The sequence below is a fragment of the Paenibacillus sp. PCH8 genome, assembly GCF_002968835.1.
In the GTDB taxonomy this organism is placed as follows: Bacteria; Bacillota; Bacilli; order Paenibacillales; family Paenibacillaceae; genus Paenibacillus.
The window spans coordinates 359,229-380,887 of the sequence record NZ_PKQK01000002.1 but is presented as its reverse complement, the minus strand read 5'-3'; the positions used below and the strand labels follow the sequence as shown (position 1 = coordinate 380,887).

20 protein-coding genes and 1 pseudogene are annotated in these 21,659 nt (G+C 46.2%); 14 read left to right on the top strand and 7 right to left on the bottom strand.

What is annotated here, in order from left to right; all coding sequences use genetic code 11:
• The first annotated feature begins 29 nt into the window (after positions 1-29).
• The 5 genes and pseudogenes from C0Q44_RS14295 (at position 30) to C0Q44_RS14275 (ending at position 3,668) form a co-directional block, all read left to right on the top strand.
• Positions 30-909 (top strand): annotated as a pseudogene (locus C0Q44_RS14295) (serine/threonine-protein kinase).
• 452 nt (positions 910-1,361) lie between these two features.
• Positions 1,362-1,559, top strand: a complete 198-nt coding sequence (locus C0Q44_RS31785) for a GNAT family N-acetyltransferase (RefSeq protein ID WP_105407984.1) — start codon at positions 1,362-1,364, stop codon at positions 1,557-1,559.
• A 69-nt stretch (positions 1,560-1,628) separates the two neighbouring features.
• Positions 1,629-1,856 (top strand): hypothetical protein, encoded by a 228-nt coding sequence (locus tag C0Q44_RS14285; protein ID WP_105407983.1) that lies wholly within the window; start codon positions 1,629-1,631, stop codon positions 1,854-1,856.
• Positions 1,857-2,249: 393 nt separating this feature from the next.
• Entirely contained in the window at positions 2,250-3,092 is an 843-nt protein-coding gene (gene murI, locus C0Q44_RS14280; RefSeq protein ID WP_105408487.1) for a glutamate racemase, read from the top strand.
• Positions 3,093-3,116: 24 nt separating this feature from the next.
• Positions 3,117-3,668 carry a histidine phosphatase family protein gene (locus C0Q44_RS14275; RefSeq protein ID WP_105407982.1) on the top strand — a complete coding sequence of 184 codons (552 nt, stop codon included), beginning with the start codon at positions 3,117-3,119 and terminating at the stop codon, positions 3,666-3,668.
• Positions 3,669-3,736: 68 nt separating this feature from the next.
• On the opposite strand, the gene C0Q44_RS14270 is transcribed toward C0Q44_RS14275, so the two are convergent.
• Together C0Q44_RS14270 and coaA are read right to left on the bottom strand one after the other, a co-directional pair.
• Positions 3,737-4,099, bottom strand: a complete 363-nt coding sequence (locus C0Q44_RS14270; protein WP_105407981.1) for a DUF423 domain-containing protein — start codon at positions 4,097-4,099, stop codon at positions 3,737-3,739.
• 72 nt (positions 4,100-4,171) lie between these two features.
• The gene (gene coaA / locus C0Q44_RS14265; protein WP_105407980.1) at positions 4,172-5,101 is read right to left on the bottom strand and encodes a type I pantothenate kinase; all 930 of its coding nucleotides are present in this window, start codon (positions 5,099-5,101) and stop codon (positions 4,172-4,174) included.
• Positions 5,102-5,296: 195 nt separating this feature from the next.
• On the opposite strand from coaA, the gene C0Q44_RS14260 reads away from it, so the two are divergent.
• The 6 genes from C0Q44_RS14260 (at position 5,297) to odhB (ending at position 12,745) form a co-directional block, all read left to right on the top strand.
• A complete protein-coding gene (locus C0Q44_RS14260; protein WP_105407979.1) occupies positions 5,297-6,085 on the top strand; it encodes a DUF3891 family protein in 789 nt (262 codons plus the stop codon).
• A 223-nt stretch (positions 6,086-6,308) separates the two neighbouring features.
• Positions 6,309-6,797, top strand: coding sequence for an 8-oxo-dGTP diphosphatase (locus C0Q44_RS14255; RefSeq protein ID WP_105407978.1), 489 nt, complete (start codon positions 6,309-6,311; stop codon positions 6,795-6,797).
• 233 nt (positions 6,798-7,030) lie between these two features.
• Positions 7,031-7,522, top strand: coding sequence for a GNAT family N-acetyltransferase (locus tag C0Q44_RS14250; RefSeq protein ID WP_105407977.1), 492 nt, complete (start codon positions 7,031-7,033; stop codon positions 7,520-7,522).
• Positions 7,523-7,957: an NUDIX domain-containing protein gene (locus tag C0Q44_RS14245; protein WP_105407976.1), complete on the top strand. Its 435-nt coding sequence runs from the start codon at positions 7,523-7,525 to the stop codon at positions 7,955-7,957.
• Positions 7,958-8,588: 631 nt separating this feature from the next.
• Positions 8,589-11,462: a 2-oxoglutarate dehydrogenase E1 component gene (locus C0Q44_RS14240; RefSeq protein WP_105407975.1), complete on the top strand. Its 2,874-nt coding sequence runs from the start codon at positions 8,589-8,591 to the stop codon at positions 11,460-11,462.
• Between the two features lie 5 nt (positions 11,463-11,467).
• Positions 11,468-12,745: a 2-oxoglutarate dehydrogenase complex dihydrolipoyllysine-residue succinyltransferase gene (gene odhB, locus C0Q44_RS14235; protein WP_105407974.1), complete on the top strand. Its 1,278-nt coding sequence runs from the start codon at positions 11,468-11,470 to the stop codon at positions 12,743-12,745.
• A 124-nt stretch (positions 12,746-12,869) separates the two neighbouring features.
• On the opposite strand, the gene C0Q44_RS14230 is transcribed toward odhB, so the two are convergent.
• The 4 genes from C0Q44_RS14230 to mnmL all read right to left on the bottom strand — a co-directional run bounded on the left by C0Q44_RS14230 (position 12,870) and on the right by mnmL (position 16,587).
• Entirely contained in the window at positions 12,870-13,856 is a 987-nt protein-coding gene (locus C0Q44_RS14230; RefSeq protein ID WP_105407973.1) for an alpha/beta fold hydrolase, read from the bottom strand.
• Between the two features lie 41 nt (positions 13,857-13,897).
• The gene (locus tag C0Q44_RS14225; RefSeq protein WP_105407972.1) at positions 13,898-14,875 is read right to left on the bottom strand and encodes a type I phosphomannose isomerase catalytic subunit; all 978 of its coding nucleotides are present in this window, start codon (positions 14,873-14,875) and stop codon (positions 13,898-13,900) included.
• Between the two features lie 188 nt (positions 14,876-15,063).
• A complete protein-coding gene (mnmM, locus tag C0Q44_RS14220) occupies positions 15,064-15,648 on the bottom strand; it encodes a tRNA 5-(aminomethyl)-2-thiouridylate-methyltransferase MnmM (protein ID WP_105407971.1) in 585 nt (194 codons plus the stop codon).
• Positions 15,649-16,587 carry a tRNA modification radical SAM protein MnmL/YtqA gene (mnmL, locus tag C0Q44_RS14215; RefSeq protein WP_105408486.1) on the bottom strand — a complete coding sequence of 313 codons (939 nt, stop codon included), beginning with the start codon at positions 16,585-16,587 and terminating at the stop codon, positions 15,649-15,651.
• A 331-nt stretch (positions 16,588-16,918) separates the two neighbouring features.
• On the opposite strand from mnmL, the gene C0Q44_RS14210 reads away from it, so the two are divergent.
• Together C0Q44_RS14210 and trmB are read left to right on the top strand one after the other, a co-directional pair.
• A complete protein-coding gene (locus C0Q44_RS14210) occupies positions 16,919-17,119 on the top strand; it encodes a hypothetical protein (RefSeq protein ID WP_036610190.1) in 201 nt (66 codons plus the stop codon).
• Positions 17,120-17,271: 152 nt separating this feature from the next.
• Positions 17,272-18,030, top strand: a complete 759-nt coding sequence (trmB, locus tag C0Q44_RS14205; RefSeq protein WP_105407970.1) for a tRNA (guanosine(46)-N7)-methyltransferase TrmB — start codon at positions 17,272-17,274, stop codon at positions 18,028-18,030.
• A 60-nt stretch (positions 18,031-18,090) separates the two neighbouring features.
• Here trmB and C0Q44_RS14200 read toward each other — a convergent pair whose 3' ends face one another.
• Positions 18,091-20,346: an AraC family transcriptional regulator gene (locus C0Q44_RS14200; RefSeq protein ID WP_105407969.1), complete on the bottom strand. Its 2,256-nt coding sequence runs from the start codon at positions 20,344-20,346 to the stop codon at positions 18,091-18,093.
• Positions 20,347-20,751: 405 nt separating this feature from the next.
• On the opposite strand from C0Q44_RS14200, the gene C0Q44_RS14195 reads away from it, so the two are divergent.
• The gene (locus tag C0Q44_RS14195) at positions 20,752-21,657 is read left to right on the top strand and encodes an ABC transporter permease (RefSeq protein ID WP_105407968.1); all 906 of its coding nucleotides are present in this window, start codon (positions 20,752-20,754) and stop codon (positions 21,655-21,657) included.
• Positions 21,658-21,659 lie beyond the last annotated feature (2 nt).

The following is a 21,659-nucleotide window of genomic DNA, read 5'->3' as shown; positions in this document are numbered from 1 at the left end:
ATTGAAGATGGCTCGACAGGAGGAGTCCTATGACAGATCAAGTTGAATTTGAGATCGATGGTGTTTCGTTTGTTTTAAAAGAAGTTCATTCTTTCGATTGGTTGCGGGCCCTTGGGCAAGGTATTTCGCGTATTCGATCAACAGGATTCAGGGAACTTGTCCTTAGGGATCATGCAGGAGGATGGCAAGAAATTGTTCGTTAAATATGCGGGAGCACGTACAATTCATGCCAATCATACGGGAAGTCCTCCGGAAGCCATTCGTAATCTGAAATCATCTGTTTCCGTCTATGAGGATCTGGGGCATGACACGTTGATTCAATTAACGGATCATTTTGCAACGGACCAAGGGTATGTCTGTGTATTCGATTGGGTGGAGGGGGAGAATCTCCATAATCATTGGAATTTTCCGCCTCCGGCCAAATATGAACCTCGTTCGCCCTACTACCAGTTCAGACAATTTCCGGTGAAGGCACGGATTGGCGCGATGGAGCAGATTCTTGATTTTCATATCGAAGTGGAGCGGAGAGGTTATGTGGCTGTTGATCTGTATGACGGCAGTCTAATCTATGATTTTGACAAAAGCTTCATGAAAATTTGCGATATCGATCTGTATCGGAAAGGCGCCTTTATCAATACGATGGGCCGTATGTGGGGATCTTCCCGCTTTATGTCCCCTGAAGAGTTTGAGCTGGGCGCACCCATAGATGCGGTTACCAATGTATTCAATATGGGAGCTACGGCGTTCGCGCTGCTGGGTGGGGAGAAAGACCGTTCCTATGATAGATGGGATGCCGGAGAGGCTTTATTTCAAGTTGTAATTCGTGCGGTGAATGCTGATCGAACGCAGCGGTATGTAACGATAGCAGAACTCGGTGAGGCATGGAAAGAAGCTGCAGTGCAAAGGTAAGGAGTGGCGTGTACGAATTATTCGCAATTATGCAAAATCGATTCGTATGTACGAGTGAAATCCCGTATAATGGAAATTATTAAGGGGGTGCAGACGATGTGCAGATATGCCATGTCAGGACCATACAAAGACATCTATGCCTGCTTCAACTGTGGATTTGAGGAAAGGCTGTGATGTCTGATGATCCGCACTTTCGTACAAAAGGATCTGCAGTATGTCATTGAAGCGCATATCCGAATCTATCGAAACGAGTATAATTATGATCATAGCTTTGCTGAATTTATCACCCATGCGGTGAATTCGTTTGGATGCTCAGGCAATCACGCGAGGGAGATGTTATGGATTGTTGAGTTAGATCAGACAGCTTCCGGTTCCATAGGACTTACTCAGATGAATGAAAATACGGCTCAACTGCGCTGGTTTCTGATCGAACCGGAAGCGCGTGGTGCAGGATGGGCAGGCAGCTTATCGAGCAGGCAATTCTTTATGCCAAAGAACAGGGCTATACATCTATCATCCTGTGGACCAACGAGTCTTTGGATGGAGCACGCAGATTATATCAGTCCTTCGGCTTTAAAGTGATGGAAGTCCGTAAGCAGATACTGTCAGGCCAGGAGCTTACCGAAGAAAAATGGGAGCTTGCTCTGTAGCTGTGACAGAGACTAGAGTGTTACAGACCAACCTGTTGCGTTAACTCTTTTGTTGAAAGGAGTGGTACAGTGAATCGTAGAAGACTGATTGTCGGCTTGTTATCCGTATGCACAGCATGGACACTAGCAGCGTGTTCGATTCAGACGGAAGAACAAGAATTATCAACAACCATTGAAAGCAAGCTGCAACGGATAGTTAGCGACCCTGTCCTTCTGACCAGTAGCAATCCTAATAATTATATTGCTGGTAACCCTGAGGATTACGAGGACATCCTGAATACGGGGAGGCAGGACTAGATCTCCTGTTACAGCAACTCGAATCCAGTGGAAATAATGGTCTCAAGGAATGGATTATGGCTCAGGCAAGTACCGAAATGCTTGGAGAGCATAACCCTGTAGAGACGTGGCATAGTGGCAAGGACTGGCTCAGGCAGTATAAAATGAACGTAGAATAATGGTTCATCATCCATAGTATCTGACTTAGCGGAAATAATGGAGGGGGCGGAATCGATTCTGAAGAAGCGATAGCGTTCGCCTTTGTCTCCGAATTTATACATCTATAAGGTTATTCAAGAAAATTTGGAGACAACAGCGATCATAAGAACGATCCGTAACCGGAATGGTTCCCGCAAGTCGTCAAGCACTGTAGTGTGTGATGAGCCGGAAGTACAAACTTCACCTCCAGTCAGCATGAGCAGCAATGAGCGGTTCCCGGAACCCGAAAGAATACGTGATAGAGGTGATAAATTCTTGAATAAGAATATTGCTTTTTTTGATTCAGGCATCGGTGGATTAACCGTGATGTATAAGGCTTTGCAGCAGTTCCCGGAAGAACAATTTCTATATTATGCGGATACACTGCATGTTCCTTATGGAACCAAGTCAGCGGATGAAGTTAGAGGACATATTTTTGATTGTGTGGAGGCCATCGTTCAGGAGAAAGTTCAGGCGATCGTCATTGCTTGTAATACAGCAACAAGTCTGGCTGTGAAGGATCTGCGTGTCAAGTATGATATTCCGATCATCGGCATGGAACCTGCTGTGAAACCAGCCGTGGAGATGAATCGCAACAGTGGGAAGAGAGTACTTGTATTTGCAACGGCGCTCACGTTGAGCCAAACCAAGTATAACGAACTCGTGTCGCGTGTTGATGATCACCATAGTGTGGATTCCATTGCGCTTCCTGAACTCGTGGAGTGGTGTGAACAGCTCCATTTTGATCCCACCCAAGTCGCCAATTATTTCCGCTCCAAGCTGGCGAGTCTCGATCTCCATGCATATGGCACAGTGGTTCTTGGCTGTACACATTATCCATTCTATACGTCGATTCTGCGCACCGTTCTGCCAGGTCACATTCAGATTATTGATGGCAGTACAGGCACGGTCAAACATCTGAAGCAACGGCTTGGACTGGTAGCTCAGCATGGAGGGAGAATGGGGAAGCAGGTCACTTTCCTCAGTTCATCAGGACGACCCGAAGAGCAGGAGAAGATGAGTCGCGCACTTGAATATCTGGAGAAGAGTGACATGTAGGTTAAACCACAGGAGGTGACAGCCATGCAGTCCATTTATCTTATCCGTCACGCTAAGGCTACGGGGCAGGAACCCCATGCAGAGCTTACCGATGAAGGGCTTAGACAGGCCGATAAACTTGCGGATATCTTGGCTCATCATTCCATAACGTATGTTGTCTCCAGTCCATGGAAAAGAGCCGTTCAGACGGCTATGCCACTGGGCATAGCAACGCTGCAACATATACATACGGATGAACGTCTCCAGGAGAGGATACTTAGCTCTCATGATCTGCCTGACTGGATGGATGTACTAAAACGTACATACGATGATGTGGATTGGGTGGAAGAAGGCGGTGAATCTTCGAGAAACGCGGCTGCAAGGGGACTCGAACTACTGGAAGAGTTGTGGAGCAGACCGGAACAGCACGGGGCCGTGATTACCCATGGGAACTTGTTATCACTGCTTATTCGTGAGTATGAACCATCCTTTGGTTATGAAGAGTGGACCAAGCTATCTAACCCGGATGTGTATGTGCTGGAGCGACAACGGCCAGATGCAGGATGGCCCACCATGCGCAGAGTATGGACAGATTGAACAACAAAAGAGTGCTCCAGCGATAGTATATCAGCCAGAACACTCTATTCGTTTATCCATGGGCATATTTACAATGCGGCAAACATGATCATAACCCATCCAGCTAGAAATGTGACTCCGCCAAGTGGGGTAATGGCTCCCAATTTGCGAATACCTGTTACACTTAAAGCGTACAGGCTGCCAGAGAAGAGGATAATTCCGGCGAACAATAGCCATCCGGCAAGCATGACGAGTGTAGGTGATTCGAGTTGGTCTGCAAGCAGTCCGATCAGGATGATTCCAAGACCGTGAGCGATGTGATACTGAACACCAGTTTCATAGATTTTGATCATGTCAGCGGATAATTTACGCTTGAGCGCGTGTGCTCCAAAAGCACCCAAGGCAACAGCCAAGAACATCATAATACTGCCGAGTATAACGAGGGTTTGCAATGTGATTTTCGCTCCTTTTATGTAGATTTAAGCAGAACATCCAAGGTGTCCTGCACGTGTACTGATTACTGATTACAGTTTACGCAATTGAATCTGCTGAATGGAGTGATCGGCTTCCTTTTTCAGAATGAGCCTCGCACGTCCTTTGGTTGGCATAATGTTCTCATGCAGATTTTTGGCATTGATATCCTGCCAGATCTGATTAGCGGTACGAACCGTTTCCTCTTCGCCGATATTGGAGAACCGTTGGTGGAAAAAGGAGTCCTTGTTCTGAAACGCTGTATTACGGAGCAGCTTGAAGCGCTCAACGTACCAGTGTCTGATGTGTTCTTCTTCTGCATCGATGTAGATGGAGAAGTCGAAGAAATCACTGACCAGCAAAGGCGTTTCCCTTTTGATCTGAAGCACATTGATGCCTTCGATAATCAGAATGTCAGGCTGACAGATCAGCTTTTCTTCCCCTTGAATGACATCATAGGCCAGGTGAGAGTAGATGGGTGCTTTCACTTCGGGTTTGCCTGACTTCACGTCGCCCATGAACTGAATGAGGGATTTGATGTCATAGCTTTCTGGAAAGCCCTTGCGGTTCATAATGCCTTTCTCTTCCAGAACGGCATTGGGATACAGGAACCCGTCGGTTGTGACAAGGTCAACTTTGGGCTTGTTTTTACCTCTGGCGAGCAGAGCTTGCAGCAAACGGGCTGCTGTACTTTTGCCTACGGCAACACTGCCCCCGATTCCGATAATATAGGGGATGGGGAGAGCTTCTTTTTTCATAAAAGAGGCGGTCAATCGATTTAGATCTCTTGAAGCTCTTGCATATAATTCAATAAAGTGGGTAAGAGGCATATATATATCTTCGACTTCCTGAATCGATACCTCTTCATTCAATCCCTTTAACTGTTCTAATTCGGCTTCCGTCAGTGGAAGAGTGGTCTGATGTTCTTTGAGTTCAGCCCATTCCTTGCGGTCAAACTCGATGTAAGGAGAGTATAAATTCATGAGATCCCGCTTTCTGTATGTAAGATAATTGTGGACACAACCCTTAGTGTACCAAATTTCAGGCAACTGACAACACCTTTACATGGTGCATTTCATGTTGTATTTCGTGAAACTGGAAACGAAATGCAACTTATAGGAAAGTTTAACCCAATTTATGTTAAAGTCAACGTATACCATGCGGAAGGGTGACAGCAAATGATCGTATATGAGAGAGAGCATGATTTTGTTTTGACCGCACAGCATGAGCATGGAGTAGTATCCGGGGAGATGGCTTCACACTGGAAAAATGAATGGCTTGCTGATGCTGCACATCGGGATGAGTTGATTCTGGCGGCGAGAGAACATGACCGGGGATGGATTGAGCTGGATGCTGCTCCGTTCTGGAATGATTACAGTCAGTCGCCCTATTCGTTTCGTGATTTTCCGCTGCGTCCGCGTTTTGTATTCTACCATAAAGGAATTGAAGAGGTTCGGCAGAAAAATCTATACGCAGGATTATTGTGCAGCATGATGTATACCGAGTTGTTTCAGAAAAATCTGGGTGCGAACGCCCAAGATGATGAAGACATCAGAGAATATTTGCAAGAAGAACAGGAACATCAATTGAGTTGGAAGAATGAACTTGGTGGAGATGCTGAAGCATTGAAGCAAAGGCTGGAAAACGATGTAGAAATCATGCTTTTCTGTGATCAGCTCAGTCTGTTTCTCTGTATGGAGGAACCTGGAACACCAGCTGCACGATATGACTTTTTTGCAGAAGGACTCAGCTGTACATTTGATGCCTGTTCCAGACAACCCATTCAGGCGGAGTGGCTGTCCAATGAAAAAGTAGGCTTGTCCTTTTTCCCGTTTAATGAGGAATTTACGGTTGTTTTGCCATACAAATCGGTACCGAAGGCAAGTATCCGCAAATTTGGTATGCAGCAGGCTTATCGCCGGGCGGAGTGGAAAGAACGTCGCGTACGGATTACGGGATTGAGCTGAGAACTTGAACAACTGAGCTAAGGAAATGAGCAGCATTGAATAGCTCAAAACAGGCGGGCCTCTTGTTACAGGATGTCCGCTTTTCATATGCGCATATATTGTAATGAAACCTATCGTCCGAATGGTAAAAATACCGATACATCGGAATAGAAATCAAGCAGGAAAAAAGATGATATTCCCAGAAATGTTAATGTACTACGGAGAAGAGCAGATTAGTGGGAGGATGAACATGAATACCCGAATAGAGATATTAACGATGTGCATGGTATGGGACCAAATGAATGATCAGGTGCTGTTAATGAATCGTCCGGATCGCAAAGGATTTCCTGGTTACATCGCGCCCGGAGGGAAGGTAGACTTTCCAGAGAGTATTGTGGATGGTGCTATGCGAGAAGTTCTGGAAGAGACAGGACTTGTTGTGAACGAGATTACGTATAAAGGGCTTGATGAATTCTGTGACCCCGAGCAAGGATTACGTTACATGGTATTCAACTATCTGGCGACTTCATTCGAGGGTCAGTTGTTGCCAGAGCCGCCGGAAGGCGCACTGTTATGGGTGCCAATGAAGCAGGTGTTTGATTTACCTATGCAGGACTGGTTTGCAGAACGTTTTCCACGGTTCTTCAAGAGAGGTACATTTGAGCGGAGCGTAATCTGGGAAAAGTCTTCGGGACGTACTTTACAAGAGACTTTTATGGTGTATGGTAATTAGGTTCTAGATATATGACCCATATTGTATCATCCATATCTATATATTTATATCCAAATATTATGATATAATGAAGTTTACTTCTTTTATAGGAAAGGGTCGGAACAGTGGTTGGTTATTAGATTGGGTGAATTAGTTTGTTGGAACAGAGAAGGATATATTTGTAGATTCGCCATACATAGGCTTCTGCAAACAGAACGTAATGAATATTGTACGATGAAAAGGTGGAGATTTTCATGAAATTATCGTTCCGGATTTTGGACTGGGATGAAGAAAAGCCGTATGGACTTTTATTAATGGCTGATCCTTCAAAAGCAATTGTTGACGAATACCTGAGCCGGGGTGTTTGTTTTATTGCGGAGTATGAGGGCGAAATGGTAGGGGAGTTCGTATTGCTCAAGACTCGTCCGGAGACTGCCGAGATTGTTAATATTGCTGTACAGGAAGAACTACAGGGACAAGGTGTAGGCAAACATATAATCAAGGAAGCGATGGAAGCTGCGCGGAGACTAGGCTGCCGGATTCTTGAAATTGGGACAGGTAACTCAAGCTTTCATCAATTGAAGTTATACCAACGTTGCGGTTTCCGCATTATCGGGGTCGATCGTGACTTCTTTGTAAGGCATTATGAGGAAGAAATTATAGAGGACGGCATTCGCTGTCTCGATATGATCCGGTTGGCAATTGATCTGAATGCCGAAACAGAGGACGAGAGGAAGAGCATATAAGTGAATCGGTATACGCATATTGGGGTGTATGGTTTGGTCGCTTGGGAGCACAAATTCCTGTTCATTCATAAGGCTCGCGGTGCACATCAAGGGAAATGGGATTTACCAGGCGGAAGGCTGGAATTTGGTGAGCAGCCAGGGACCGCTCTTCATCGTGAGATTGAAGAAGAGACGGGTCTAACCCATCTACAAGTCGTGATTCGTTCTGCGGAGTCTACGGTACTGGAATGGGTGTATCAAGGTGAGCCGGAAGAGCTGCACCATATCGGGATGTTGTATGATGTCGTATTGACTGCAGCCAGTCAGCCGAATCATATCAAAAAGGAACCCGATGGTGAAGATTCATTGGGCGCAGACTGGTTTACACTGGAGCAGGTCAGAAATCTGTCCCTCACGCCGTTTGCATCTTATATGATTAGTCAAAGTACAGCTTGATGCGCATAAACAACAACATTGCCCACTCAAAATTGCTGTGTCCAAAAAAGCTGCTCGGATAGTTGATGTCTGGGCCAGCTTTTATCTGTTTAGTTCTCGAAGGAAAATCCAAATTTTGTTGAATCACATGCTAATTGATTAATGTTTAACTTAATGGTTTGTTTTTGAACATAATGGACGACAATTTAACTTAGGAGGTAAAATGGGAGATCATATGACTTTTCCATGAAATTAGTGTTCGTTGTCCTACTCAAAATGCTCGAATTATTCGATTCATCTAATTTATGCATCAATTGAACTAAAAATAGGAAATGCTCCTGAGCGTAAAAGTTTATAGAATAGACAGTAGAGCACGTACTTCACTTGAAAATGAGAAGAAGGTGCAACCTTCGAACGGATCAGGACAGTATTCGACATCTGTGCGACGGTATATACAATCATTGTTTTACTTTGATTTTGAAAACGCAGACAAACCTTGACGGGAGAGTCGGACTAACGTTACTACCACCAACAGCACGATTATTGGACTTCATGAAAAATTTCGCTTAAAATGTTGAACGAACGCAAATTACGGCTTAGTCAATGATTTCCGTCAAAAACTTATGACTAAATCAAGACGGAGGGAACGTCGATGACGATCGTGGAAGGCAACAAGAAACCCTGGGAAAGTTACTATGGCCCCAATATGGGATACGTACAGGAACAATATGAATTATACTCTCAAGACCCGGGTGCAGTTACACCGGCATATCGCGAATTATTTGAACAATGGGGTGCACCGCCGATGTCTGGCAGGGACGCACGTACAACCTTGAATTCAGGCAATGCCCAATCTGCTTCCGGAAACGTAGACATTCAGTTATTACAGAAAGCGGTTACAGCAGGCAAATTGGTAATGAACATCCGTACGTACGGTCATCTTGCTGCAGATATTGATCCGCTTGGAATCAGTGAAAATACAGATACATCTTTGCTGGAACCTCAGCATTTTGAATTAAATGAAGAAGATCTGAAAGCCTTACCTGCATCTCTAATCTGGGAAGGTGCAGATGGTCAGACAGTAACCGGCTGGGATGCCATCCAGCGCTTGCGTCAGATTTACACTGGACCGATGGCGTATGAATTCAGTCATGTGCACGAAGTGCAAGAGCGTGAGTGGCTGAATCGCCGTGCGGAATCACGGACATCACCGGCTCCGCTTACGTCGAAGGAACGTAAGACTTTGCTGGAACGTTTGGTTGAAGTCGAACAATTTGAAGATTACCTTCACAAAACATTTGTGGGGCAGAAACGTTTCTCCATCGAGGGTAACGATGTACTTGTACCGATGCTGGATGAAGCTGTTCGTATCATGGTAGAAGCCGGATCAAGCCACATTCTAATGGGTATGGCCCACCGTGGGCGGTTGAATGTATTGGCTCATGTGTTGGGTAAACCGTACAGCAAGATTTTCTCTGAATTCCATCATGCTCCGAATAAAGACCTGGTTCCATCGGAAGGTTCGACCGGAATCAACTATGGTTGGACGGGGGATGTCAAATATCATATGGGTGCCAACCGTTTTGTAAAAGACGGTGAAACGGTGCAGGCTCGCCTTACTTTGGCTAATAACCCGAGTCATCTGGAGTATGTCAATCCGGTTGTACAGGGGTTTGCACGTGCGGCTCAAGATGACCGTCGTGACCCTGGATATCCGAAACAGGACGTAACGAAGGCAGCCACAATTCTAATGCATGGTGATGCAGCGTTCCCTGGAGAAGGAATCGTTGCAGAGACGCTCAACTTCAAGGCTTTGCCTGGTTATCAGAACGGTGGAACCATTCATATTATTGTCAACAATCGTCTGGGTTTCACTACCGACAGCAGTGACTCGCGTTCAACGTATTATGCAAGTGACCTTGCCAAAGGTTACGAAATTCCGATTGTACACGTTAATGCAGATAATCCTGAGGCTTGTATTGCAGCCATTCGCATGGCAGCAGAGTATCGCAACCGGTTCAAAAAGGATTTCCTGATTGACTTGATCGGTTATCGTCGTTACGGTCATAATGAAACAGATGATCCTGAAACGACTCAGCCTCTTGTCTATGACAAAGTGAAGAACCATCCAACGGTAAGCCACTTGTATCAGGATCAGTTGAAGCAGGAATCGATTATCGACGATGCGTCCATTACGAGCATTCGTGATGGCGTAACGAACAAATTAAAAGAAGCTTATAATTTGATGAAGAAAAATGAAGTACATGAATATTATCAACGGAAAATCAGCGAGCCGGAAGCCGTTACGATTATGCCTACAGCAGTACCACTGGAGAATCTGCGCAGTATTAATGCCGATCTGCTGAAATGGCCTGAGAATTTCAATGTATATCCGAAGTTGCAGCGTATTTTGCAACGCCGAAGCACTTCCCTGAACGAAGGGGAGAAAGTGGATTGGAGCCTTGCGGAGACACTCGCATTCGCGACCATACTGGCAGATGGCAAACCGATTCGGATCAGTGGACAGGATGCCGAGCGCGCTACATTCGCTCATCGGAATCTGGTGCTGCACGATTCGGAGAATGGAGCAAAGTTCTGTCCGTTGCATCACTTGCCACAGGCAAGAGCATCCTTTGCCATCTATAACAGTCCGTTGTCTGAAGAATCCGTCGTTGGATTCGAATACGGATATAACGTTTATTCACCAGATACATTGGTCATTTGGGAAGCTCAATTCGGGGACTTTGCCAACTGTGCGCAGGTCATTTTTGACCAGTTTATATCAGCGGGTCGCGCCAAGTGGTCTCAGCAATCCAGTCTGGTGATGTTGCTTCCACATGCGAATGAGGGACAGGGACCTGAGCATACAAGCGCTCGTCTGGAACGTTTCCTTCAGCTCTGTGCAGAAGACAATATGACGGTTGCTAACTTGTCGAGTGCCTCTCAGTACTTCCACTTGTTGCGTCGTCAAGCTTCATTGACTGAAACGGAAGATGCTCGTCCGCTTGTGATGATGTCACCGAAAAGTCTCATTCGTAATCCGCGTGTTGCTTCACCTGCAGTTGAATTCAGTGAAGGTAAGTTTGAGCTCGTGCTGGAGCAAGCTGGACTGGGTACACAGCCGGATCGCGTGGAACGCATTATTTTGTGCAGTGGCAAGATTGCCATTGACCTGGAAGATGCTTTTGAGAAAGACAAAGCAGATTGGTCATGGCTTCACATTATTCGTGTTGAACAGTTGTATCCGTTCCCGGCAGAAGAGATCAAACGTGTACTTGCACGTTTCAGCAATCTAAAAGAGTTGGTATGGGTACAGGAAGAAAACAAAAACATGGGTGCCTGGACATACATGGAGCCTCGTCTTCGTGAAGTTGCCCCGGAAGGCACAACCGTTAGATACGAAGGCCGCCCGGAACATGCAAGTCCTTCCAGCGGTTATCAGCTTGTGCATAGTATGGAACAGCAACAGATTATTACATCTGCGTTGAAGCAAACGACGAAGAATAATATTCCACTGGGGAGGTAACATCTGTGAGTGAAATTAAAGTGCCTGCAATGGGTGAGTCAATAACTGAAGGAACGGTATCCAGATGGATGGTCAAAGAAGGAGATACCGTTAATCAGGGGGATGTACTTCTTGAACTGGAAACGGATAAAGTAAATATTGAGATCAGCGCAGAAGAAAGTGGTGTGCTGGAGAAGATCATTCGTTCGGAAGGAGAGACTGTAGTAATCGGTGAAACGATTGGTACACTCTCCGCTGGAACTGGAGGAGGAAGCGGTGCATCCGCTTCCGAACCGGCAGCATCAGAAGATAAAAAGGCTTCCGCTCCTGCACCTGAGGTTCCAACGCCATCGGCACCCGACGCGGCAACACCGGAGTCATCCGATAGTGCCAAGACAGCTTCACCGTCCGCCCGCAAGCTGGCACGAGAGCGTGGGATTGAGCTGGACCAGGTTCAGAGCAAAGATCCGATTGGACGGGTATACCAGGATGATGTGAAGAGCCATAGCAATCAGGCGCCTGCACCTGCGTCCGCTCCTGTGAGTAAAACTCCAACGCCATCGGCACCAAGTGCCCAGGCAGCTGGAAGTTCCACCTATACGAAGCCTGTAGAGCGTCAGCGGATGTCCCGCCGCCGTGCTACGATTGCCAAACGTCTGGTAGAGGCTCAGCAGACAGCAGCCATGTTGACTACCTTTAATGAAGTAGACATGACTGCCATCATGGATGTTCGTAAACGTCGTAAGGACAAGTTCAAAGAGAAGCATGAGATTAACCTGGGCTTCATGTCCTTCTTCACCAAAGCGGTTGTGGGGGCTTTGAAAAAATTCCCTACGGTTAACGCAGAGATTGATGGCGACGATGTAGTGCTCAAAAAGTATTATGATATTGGCATCGCCGTATCTGCGAAGGAAGGACTTGTTGTACCGGTTGTACGTGATGCAGACCGTCTGGGCTTCGCCGAGATCGAGAAGAGCATTGCGGACCTGGCATCCAAAGCTCGTTCCAACACGTTGGCATTGTCTGACCTGCAAGGCGGAACGTTCACCATCACCAATGGTGGAACATTTGGATCTTTGTTGTCTACGCCAATCCTGAACACACCTCAGGTAGGTATTCTGGGTATGCATAAAATTCAGCTTCGCCCAGTAGCGATTGATGCAGAGCGGATGGAGAATCGTCCAATGATGTACATCGCGTTGTCCTATGATCACCGGATTATCGACGGCAGTGAGGCTGTGCGTTTCCTGGTGACCGTGAAGGAATTGCTCGAAGATCCAGAATCATTGTTAATTGAGGGTTAATCCATAAGGTTTAATCATTGCAATTATTCATAACGTGGAACAAGAAAGCCCCTGAACTGGAGCACAGCGTGAGCTGTAGACCCGTTCAGGGGCTTTTCTTGTCATACCCGATCCAAAATATAACCTATATAGAGTCAGCCATCTCAGCAGGGCTTATTGCACCCGAATGCACGTTAGAGTTAGTGTCTGGTGTATGCCGCTCAAGCCAGTGCACAACATGCTGGGCTACTTCGGTACGATTTGTTTCGTGTAGCATCTCATGACGTCCACCCGGATATAGACGGTATTCAATATCCTCAAGCTGGAGCTTCTTGTACTGCGATACCAGATTAAGGACGCCTTTGCCATGAAGCCCAACCGGGTCCTTCTCACCCGAGAACAGAAATACGGGTTTATGCTTGGGTATGCGCTCCATATTGCGTGGAAGGTGAACTTCAAGCAACAATTTGAAGAAGTCACGGAAGAATCCGGCTGTACAGACCGCTCCGCACATGGGATCCTCAATGAACCGTTGAACCTCTTCGGAGTCCCGGGACAGCCAATCAAACGGCGTCGTAGCAGGGCGGAATGAGCGGTTGAATCCACCGAATACAAGAGCATTGAGCAGCATGCTGGGATGGGCAGCCCCCTGAATGCCGCACTGCAAGAAAGCCAGTCTCTCCCCCATATGGAGAAGACCGCGTCTGCCATTGGTCCCGGATAAAATAAAGGCATGGTACCGCTCATGATCTGCGTACATTAGATGCTGTACCAAAAACGACCCCATGCTGTGCCCCATCAAAAACAAGGGCACCCCGGGATTCTCCTTGGCGGCTACTTCGCCCAAGTTGATCATATCACTCGCCATCCAGCGGAAGGCATCGATCCCGGCATTACCGAGCAGATTGGCATTCTCCACCGTTTTGCCATGACCCCGATGGTCGTTGGCATAGACCGCATAGCCGTGACGGGTGAGCGAATCAGCGAATTCGGCGTATCGGGCTGCGGTTTCGCCCATGCCATGTGCGATTTGCACCACGCCCTTAACGTTGCATTCCGGATCGGGAAGCCAGCGGTACACATGAATACGGGTACCTTCACTACCGACCAGGGCAAAGGTAGACTCCTGCATCTCGTGTAATTCCTCCTTCACAGGTCACATATAAACTTAATTTATGGCAGATAAGAGCGAAGAACAGTGGTATTTCCATCTAACGTATACGAACCCAGATTGGCTGGCAAGAGATAACATTGTCCGGCCTTCAGTTCGATATGTTCTGATCCGTCCTGAGCCCACGAGAGTGTTCCCACACCTTCACAGACAACAAGAATCGTGAAGCTGTCAGGGCTTGTAGAGAGTTCCCAACGTTCAGTGACAACGCCCTTTTCTACCACGAAATAAGGGCATTCCGCAAGCTTGAGCCATTCACCAGAAGTGGCGTTGTTTGTTTTCATCGTTGAAGCACCCGCACCTTCGTAGGCGGTTACGTTCAACGAGTCTTCCACATGCAACTCACGAGGATTGCCGTCCAGCCCTGGACGATTATAATCGTAAATTCGGTACGTCGTATCCGAGTTTTGCTGAATTTCAGCGACAACCACACCGGCACAGAGTGCATGTACGGTTCCCGCAGGAATAAAGAACGTATCGCCAGCCTCAACAGGGACTTGACGGAGGGTATCCATCACTGAACCGTTCTCCAGTGCTTCTTTCAATATTGCGCGATCAACGCCTTCATTCAAGCCGTAGATGATGTGTGCGCCCGGTTTGGCATCCAGTACATACCACATTTCCGTTTTGCCAAGCTCCCCAGGAGGAAGGGCCTCATAATCGTCTGTCGGGTGAACCTGCACGGACAGATCATCATTACAGTCGAGCAGCTTAATCAGGAGCGGGAAACGTCCGCCTTTTTCGGAAACACCTTTGGACCCGAGCCACTCGGTACCCAGTTGCTCACGAACTTCATCCAGACCTTTGCCAGCAAGTGCTCCATTTAATACCTTGGTTGTACCGTTCGGATGATCGGCAATCATCCATCCTTCTCCAATATGTCCTTCAGGGGGCGTAAGGCCGAATTGCTCCAGAGCGCGACCACCCCATACTCGTTCTTTGAATTCAGGTTGGAATTGTAATGGATATGGCGTAGACATCTGTAATCTCTCCTCTAGTATATGAAATGTTGGATCGCTTTAATCAGTCATGGTGCATAGTCACCATGAACAAACAAGTGAATACGTTTGCATATGTTGATATAGAACACATATCGTTCGAAGGCTGAACCTGCAATAGCTCGCCTCGCGATTGTGTCTAGTTTATTGTATTTGGTGAACAAAGGAAATTATTTTTTCTCAATTCCAATCAGAAAAGGAGACGTTTCTCGCTGCAACTGGCGATACATCACGACCTGTGCCTGTTCAACAGGCAGGGCAGAGGACCATTTTAATACGGCTTCCGCTTCCTGTGCACCTCCATCATGACCAGGGTAGAGCACAACCGTAATGATTCCCTTCGTGCGCAATAAGGACAGAGCAGCCTCCAGAGCGGCTATCGTACTAGACGTCTCGGTGATAATCGAGGAATCCGCACCTTCCGAAGGCAGGTATCCCAGATTGAACATGATCGCGCCAACTGCTCCAATCCATGAGTCAGGTACAGCTTCGACCATTCGATCATGGTTTAGTTGAAGCATGGAGATGGAGCCAAGTTTGGCTGCATCATCTTGTTTTCGAATTCTGGCTTGAGCCAGCGTTAGAGCTTCACTTTGAACATCGAATCCAATGACTTGTCCACGATGACCTACTTGTTGTGCCAAGAATAGCGTGTCTGCTCCTGTACCAACCGTTGCATCTATAGCCAGATCGCCAGGCTGTAGACGAGAAGCAATCCATTGATGAGCACTACTGAGAACTGAAAGAAAACCCATCTATGCCCGCCTCCAGTACTTTCCTTGCCATGAATCCCGCTCTCGCAGCTCACGATCAATCGCATTCAATACTTCCCATTTGTTCAGGGACCACATCGGCCCAATCAGCAAATCACGCGGTGCGTCGCCTGTAAGACGGTGTACGATCATTTCCGGTGGAAGCATCTCCAGCGTATCTACAATCAATTTGATGTACTCGTCCTGTTCGAGAAAACGGAGAAGTCCGGCTTCATATTGCTTCACCATTGGCGTTTTGCGCATTAGATGCAGCAAGTGGATCTTAATGCCCTGTACATCCATGTTGGCGACAGCACGTCCAGTATCCAGCATCATGTCATGCGTCTCTTGAGGCAGACCATAGATAATATGTGTACAAACACGTATATTCCGTTTGCGCAATTTCGTAACCGCTTCTTCGTAACATTGCGTATCGTGTGCCCGATTGATCAATGTCGATGTGGAATCGTGAATCGTTTGCAACCCCATCTCCACCCACAGGTAGGTGCGCTCATTAAGTTCAGCCAGATAATCAACAACGTCATCTGGCAAACAATCCGGTCGAGTGGCAATGGACAAACCAACAACACCTGGCTGCTGTAGAATTTCTTCGAAATATTCGCGCAGCTCCTCCACCGGAGCATACGTGTTCGTATAGGCTTGGAAATAACCGATATAGTGGGCAGTAGGCCACTTCAGATGTTGTCTATCCTTAATCGTATTGAATTGGGTCACCAGATCCTCACGTCTGCTGCCAGCAAAATCACCTGATCCGCGAGCACTACAGAAGGTACAGCCACCTTTGGCAATAGAACCATCTCGGTTAGGACATGTGAAACCGGCATCCAGCATGACTTTGAAAACCTTATTCTTAAATTGATCTCGCATCTCGTAATTCCAGGTATGGAATCGTTTATCTCCCCATAGAAGGGGGGCTGTAATGCAGGTGCATTCATCTTCAGGTACTCCTTTGGCTGTCGAATTACAGTTATCATACGTGAACAAAAATTGAAGCGCTATGCGATTTTCATCAATGACGATCGATAGCGATTTTAGGTGTCTTCATGAACTTTTATCATTGTATCAAAAAACCGAAAAAAAAGGGAATCGAAACGCAAAAATAGGGCGTAAAATCAGGGTTTTCTCCTTGCTATAGTTTACACCTTGTGTTATATTTAAATCAACGTCAAACACCATCTAATGGGTAGTATTCATCATAGCATTCGCATCAATGTTGACGTCATGGACCATACTATACCGTGAGGTGATATGAATGAATTCCCAAGTTAAAAACAATGAGTTGAATCATGTGTCCGTTGAATTGACAGCAGAGGAAGCGCTGGCTTTGACAGGTGTTCGTTTTAATGGGAATCCGAAAGTGAAAGCGGCTGCAAGACAAAAAGTTCGCGATGCTTTCGAAAAGACATTTGATTTTTCACACCAAGATAAGGTAGACTATGAACTACTAAAGTAGTTGGACCCCAATTCCAAATAAATCGAAGAGGGAATCTTTGAGATTTGCCCAAAGTGGCAGATCCGAAGATTCCCTTTTCATTGCTCTTTACAATTTGCCAGTTCTTCGGCAAAATAAGTCTGAGACAAGTATGGGACAAACGGAGGAATAAAATGCGTTTACGTGGCAGAAAAGGCATAAGAGAAAATCTAGAGCAACAAGTAGATCTTGTTGTGCTGGACCCCAAACAGTACAAAGGGAAATGGTCTGAACTGTTTGGTAATGACCATCCGATCTTTGTGGAATTTGGTATGGGTAAAGGTCAATTTATCAGCCAAATGAGTTATAAATATCCGGAATATAATTTTGTCGGAATTGATATGTACGATGAACTGGTGCGTCGTGCCAGTGAGAAAGCTCGTAATGCGTGGAGTCAGGCGGACGTGGAGACTCCTCCCAACCTGAAGCTGGCGCTCGCTAATATCGAACAGATTGAAGATGTGTTTGCACCAGAAGAACTGGAGCGGATCTACCTGAACTTCAGTGATCCCTGGCCAAAGGCCAAGCATGCACGCCGTCGTTTGACTCATCCGCGTTTCCTGAAGAAGTACACTGAATTGCTTAATCCTAAGGGACAGATTCATTTCAAAACCGATTCGGAGACGCTGTTCGATTTCTCGCTCAACGCCATTTCCGACTATGGCCTGCAAATGACGAATCTTTCTTTGAATCTGCACCGCGATGGTTTGAACGAAGAACATGTGATGACCGAGTATGAGCAGAAATTCATGGGTAAAGGCATGAACATTCACCGGGTTGAAGTGATTGTTGGTGAAGAAGCCTTGCATGAGTACCAGCAGATCCGTCTGGACAAGTATAAAGTTCGCGAAGCTACAGACGAGTCTGGCGAAGAAGATCAGGATCAAGAATAACATTGAACTCATACAAGAAGAGCGACACAAGATGGAATCTCATCATGTGTCGCTTTTTGCTTATAACTGCTCTGAATGAAGCTCTTTACGACGATAGTCATTCGGCGTAACACCGTTGAATTTCTTGAACATGCGGTAGAAGTAGGAACTGTTCGTGAACCCGGTTCTCTCGGCAATATCGGCAACGGAGTTCTCTGTCTCCACTAACAGATTCTGAGCCTTGGCGATCCGGGTTTCGTTAATCACATCCGTAAGCCCTTTCAGGGTGAGCTGTTTGTAGAGTCTGCTCACATAGATGGGTGACATGCCCAGTTCATCTGCAATCGAGGTTAGGCATAGATTGGGGTCGGCGTAGTCCCGTTCAATAATAGCATTGATTTTATTAATCAGTTCTTCGTGTTTCAGGGTGCGTTTCTCCTCTACTTTGGAACCAAGCTCATCGAACATCCGATAGAAGTGCTCATGCACCTCGCTGATGTCCTCAGCGTCTTTGACTGGCAGCATCAAGCCATCCGAGACTGAATCGAGCGTAAGCTGATTGTTCTTTTTGAGGGTATTGCGTACATGATTCAGTGTCATCGTCAGGTGGGATAGTGCTAGTTGAAATACGGTAAACGGATATGCCGCTGTCTCGCCAACAATGTCTGCGTAGACTTGTTTCGCTTCTCGCGTCTTGCCTGTCATCAGATAATCGACTAGCTGTCGTTCCTTGCCTGCCGGGAATGCGTACTCTTTCATATGATAAGCCATAATATCTGACGTATAGATCAGGCAGCCCGGTCCCATGAACAAACGATGGAGCGAAGCTTCAGCTGATCGGGTGTAGGATGCGATGCTGTCTTCCAGTGAAGCTTCCTCCGTGCCGATGGTACAAGAGATGGAGCATTTCAAGTGTGTCATCACAGCAGCCTGCATCATGCGCAGCAGCTCTTCGATTCGGTTAAGAGCAGGTTGCCCTTGTGCCTGGATATCCAATTTTTCATTGAAAATGAGTGTGATCAGATCACCGCCCATGTCTACAGCCTCCGCATTGTAATGAAGATCAGCCGTCTCGGTGCATATGTTCATCATGGCGTATTTCACCAGTTGTGTCTCATCACGATATGTTTCGCTGAATTCGGTAAAGTGGTCAATACGCAGCAAGACCAGCCTTGATGCACGATGTATATCTATGGAGGAACCATAGAACTTCATTCGTTCTTCCAGCATACCTCCGGTTACCGTTTCACGGCCTTGTAGAGCCCCTCGCAAGAAATCTTGACGCAAAAGATGCAGACTTCCACGTCGTTCCGCTTCCATCACTCGCAAACGAACAAGCACTTTATCAATCGGATGATATAATTTACGGGATACAAGGTAGGAGAGCAGCACACCTGCAATGAGCAGTCCAATACAAAACAAAACAGTATGAGTACGCATGCTACGTATATCGGAGGTAATCAGGTCATACGGCGTTATTCTTACATACCGCCAGCCCAGGCTATCAGGAGCGGTGTAGGTAATGAGTGATTTTTCTCCGTCAACCTCTTCGGTAAAATAAGCAGATTGTTCAGCATCTTGCATAATCGGCAGCATAAAAGCCTCGTTGGAAAGATTACTCATTAATGTGCGGTTGCCGAATTCAGATAAAAGGTCTCCGTTCTCATTTACAATAAATGTCTTGCCTGGTTGATCCACCGTGTTCATATTGGGACTGAGCCAATCATCCTTGATATTCACAATGACAGCAAAGTTTAGCTTAGTGTTATCGTTGATGGTGTCATAACAGAGGTAGGTATAACTGTTAACCTCCGTGGCTTCGGTAGAGCCGACCTGATATGTACGCGGGATCGGAACAAAAGGTTTATAGTCATGAAAGTGCTGGAGGATACCTGTTATTCCCTGGTCGTCGATCTCCGAGGTGGATTGCTGCCCATTGCGCACTTCGTTGGAACTGATAAAGAATTCATTACTTTTGGAGTTATATACATAGATGGATTCAATAAAAGGAAGGGACATCTGGTAGTTATCGAGTTGTTCCATTGCTGATGTGATTTCATAGATATCCGGTTTGGAATAGAATAGTAATGCAGAGATGGTGTAGTCTTGATAGATCTGATATGACAATGATTTCGCAGTCTCGGTCATTTTGGCCACTTCACGGCTGGTCTGAGTAAGGCTGTTCATATCTGTCCGATATACCTGGCGAAGAGCAATACGATTATAGTTAACGTACAAAATGGCAGAAGCCACAAGTAAGGTCGCAACAGTACTGATAATGATGCCGATCAGAATCCGCGTGAAGACCTTCTGACTGTCCTCTGAACGTTTACGCATTCCCTTTCCCCCTCAGACCTCCTATTTTGGGTGAACAACTATAACTTTATAACATGTAACAGATTTCATATATGGAAGAGCAGCAGAGCAAGAGTATCTTGAATTATATAATATGTATGCGTTTACATCAATGCTGGACAAGCGGTTTTGTCTGCTATCTCTGCATAAAGTTCAACTTTCGCTGTATTGTTCACTCGATTTAGCCTATGCACGATATCAACATTTGTGAACGGATGCGTGTGTAAGTCTGTTCATTTCATGATTCGTTCGTTTTGTTCATAGTTCAATTCGCAGAATCGTTCATTCTCTGACAGGAAGCTTCAGTATCCGTGAGCCGAGCAGGCATCTACAATAATAAGAGAGCTCCACACGCAGCGCTGTAAGAAATTCGGGAGGGATCGAGCCATGCTCAAAGAATTGAACAAGAACAAAATCATGTTTCTGATGCTGTTGCCCGCGCTGATTTTTTTTCTGATTAACTCGTATTTTCCGATGGTCGGCATCTATTATGCGTTTACCCGGTATGATTTTGAAGGAGGATTATTCGGCAGTCCCTTTGTCGGTCTGGAGAACTTCAAGTTCTTATGGCAATCCGGTATGCTGCTGAAACTCACGACCAACACTGTGGGTTACAATCTCGCCTTCATTATATTGGGCAATGGTTTGGCAATCTTCTGTGCGATCATGCTCAGCGAAATCCGGGGCAGGTTGTTCAAAAAAATTACGCAGTCGGTTATGTTTTTGCCGTATTTCATCTCTTTTGTACTATTAAGTGTAATCGCTTACAACATGTTCAACTATGAGTCCGGTTTTGTGAACACGTTGCTCAAACGTTTCGAGGCAGGCCCGGTAGACATATATAACACACCCTGGATCTGGGTGTTTCTGATCATCATCTTTTATCTATGGAAGAATCTAGGATACAGCATGATTATCTATCTGGCAGCCATAACAGGCATAAGTGATGAGTATTATGAAGCCGCCAGAATCGATGGGGCCAATATTTTTCAGCGAATCTGGTACATCACGGTACCGATGTTGAAGCCGACTTTTGTCATATTGCTACTATTCTCACTCGGGAGCATTATGAAGGGACAGTTCGACCTCTTCTACCAACTAATCGGAAACAACGGTGTGTTATATAACGCTACAGATATTATCGATACGTATGTGTATCGTTCCCTGAAAGTCACGTTTGATATCGGGATGGCCACTGCTGCGGGCTTGTATCAGTCGTTATTCGGATTCATTCTGATCATGACCGTCAACTATATTATTCGCAAAGTAAATGAGGACTACGCCTTGTTCTAGAA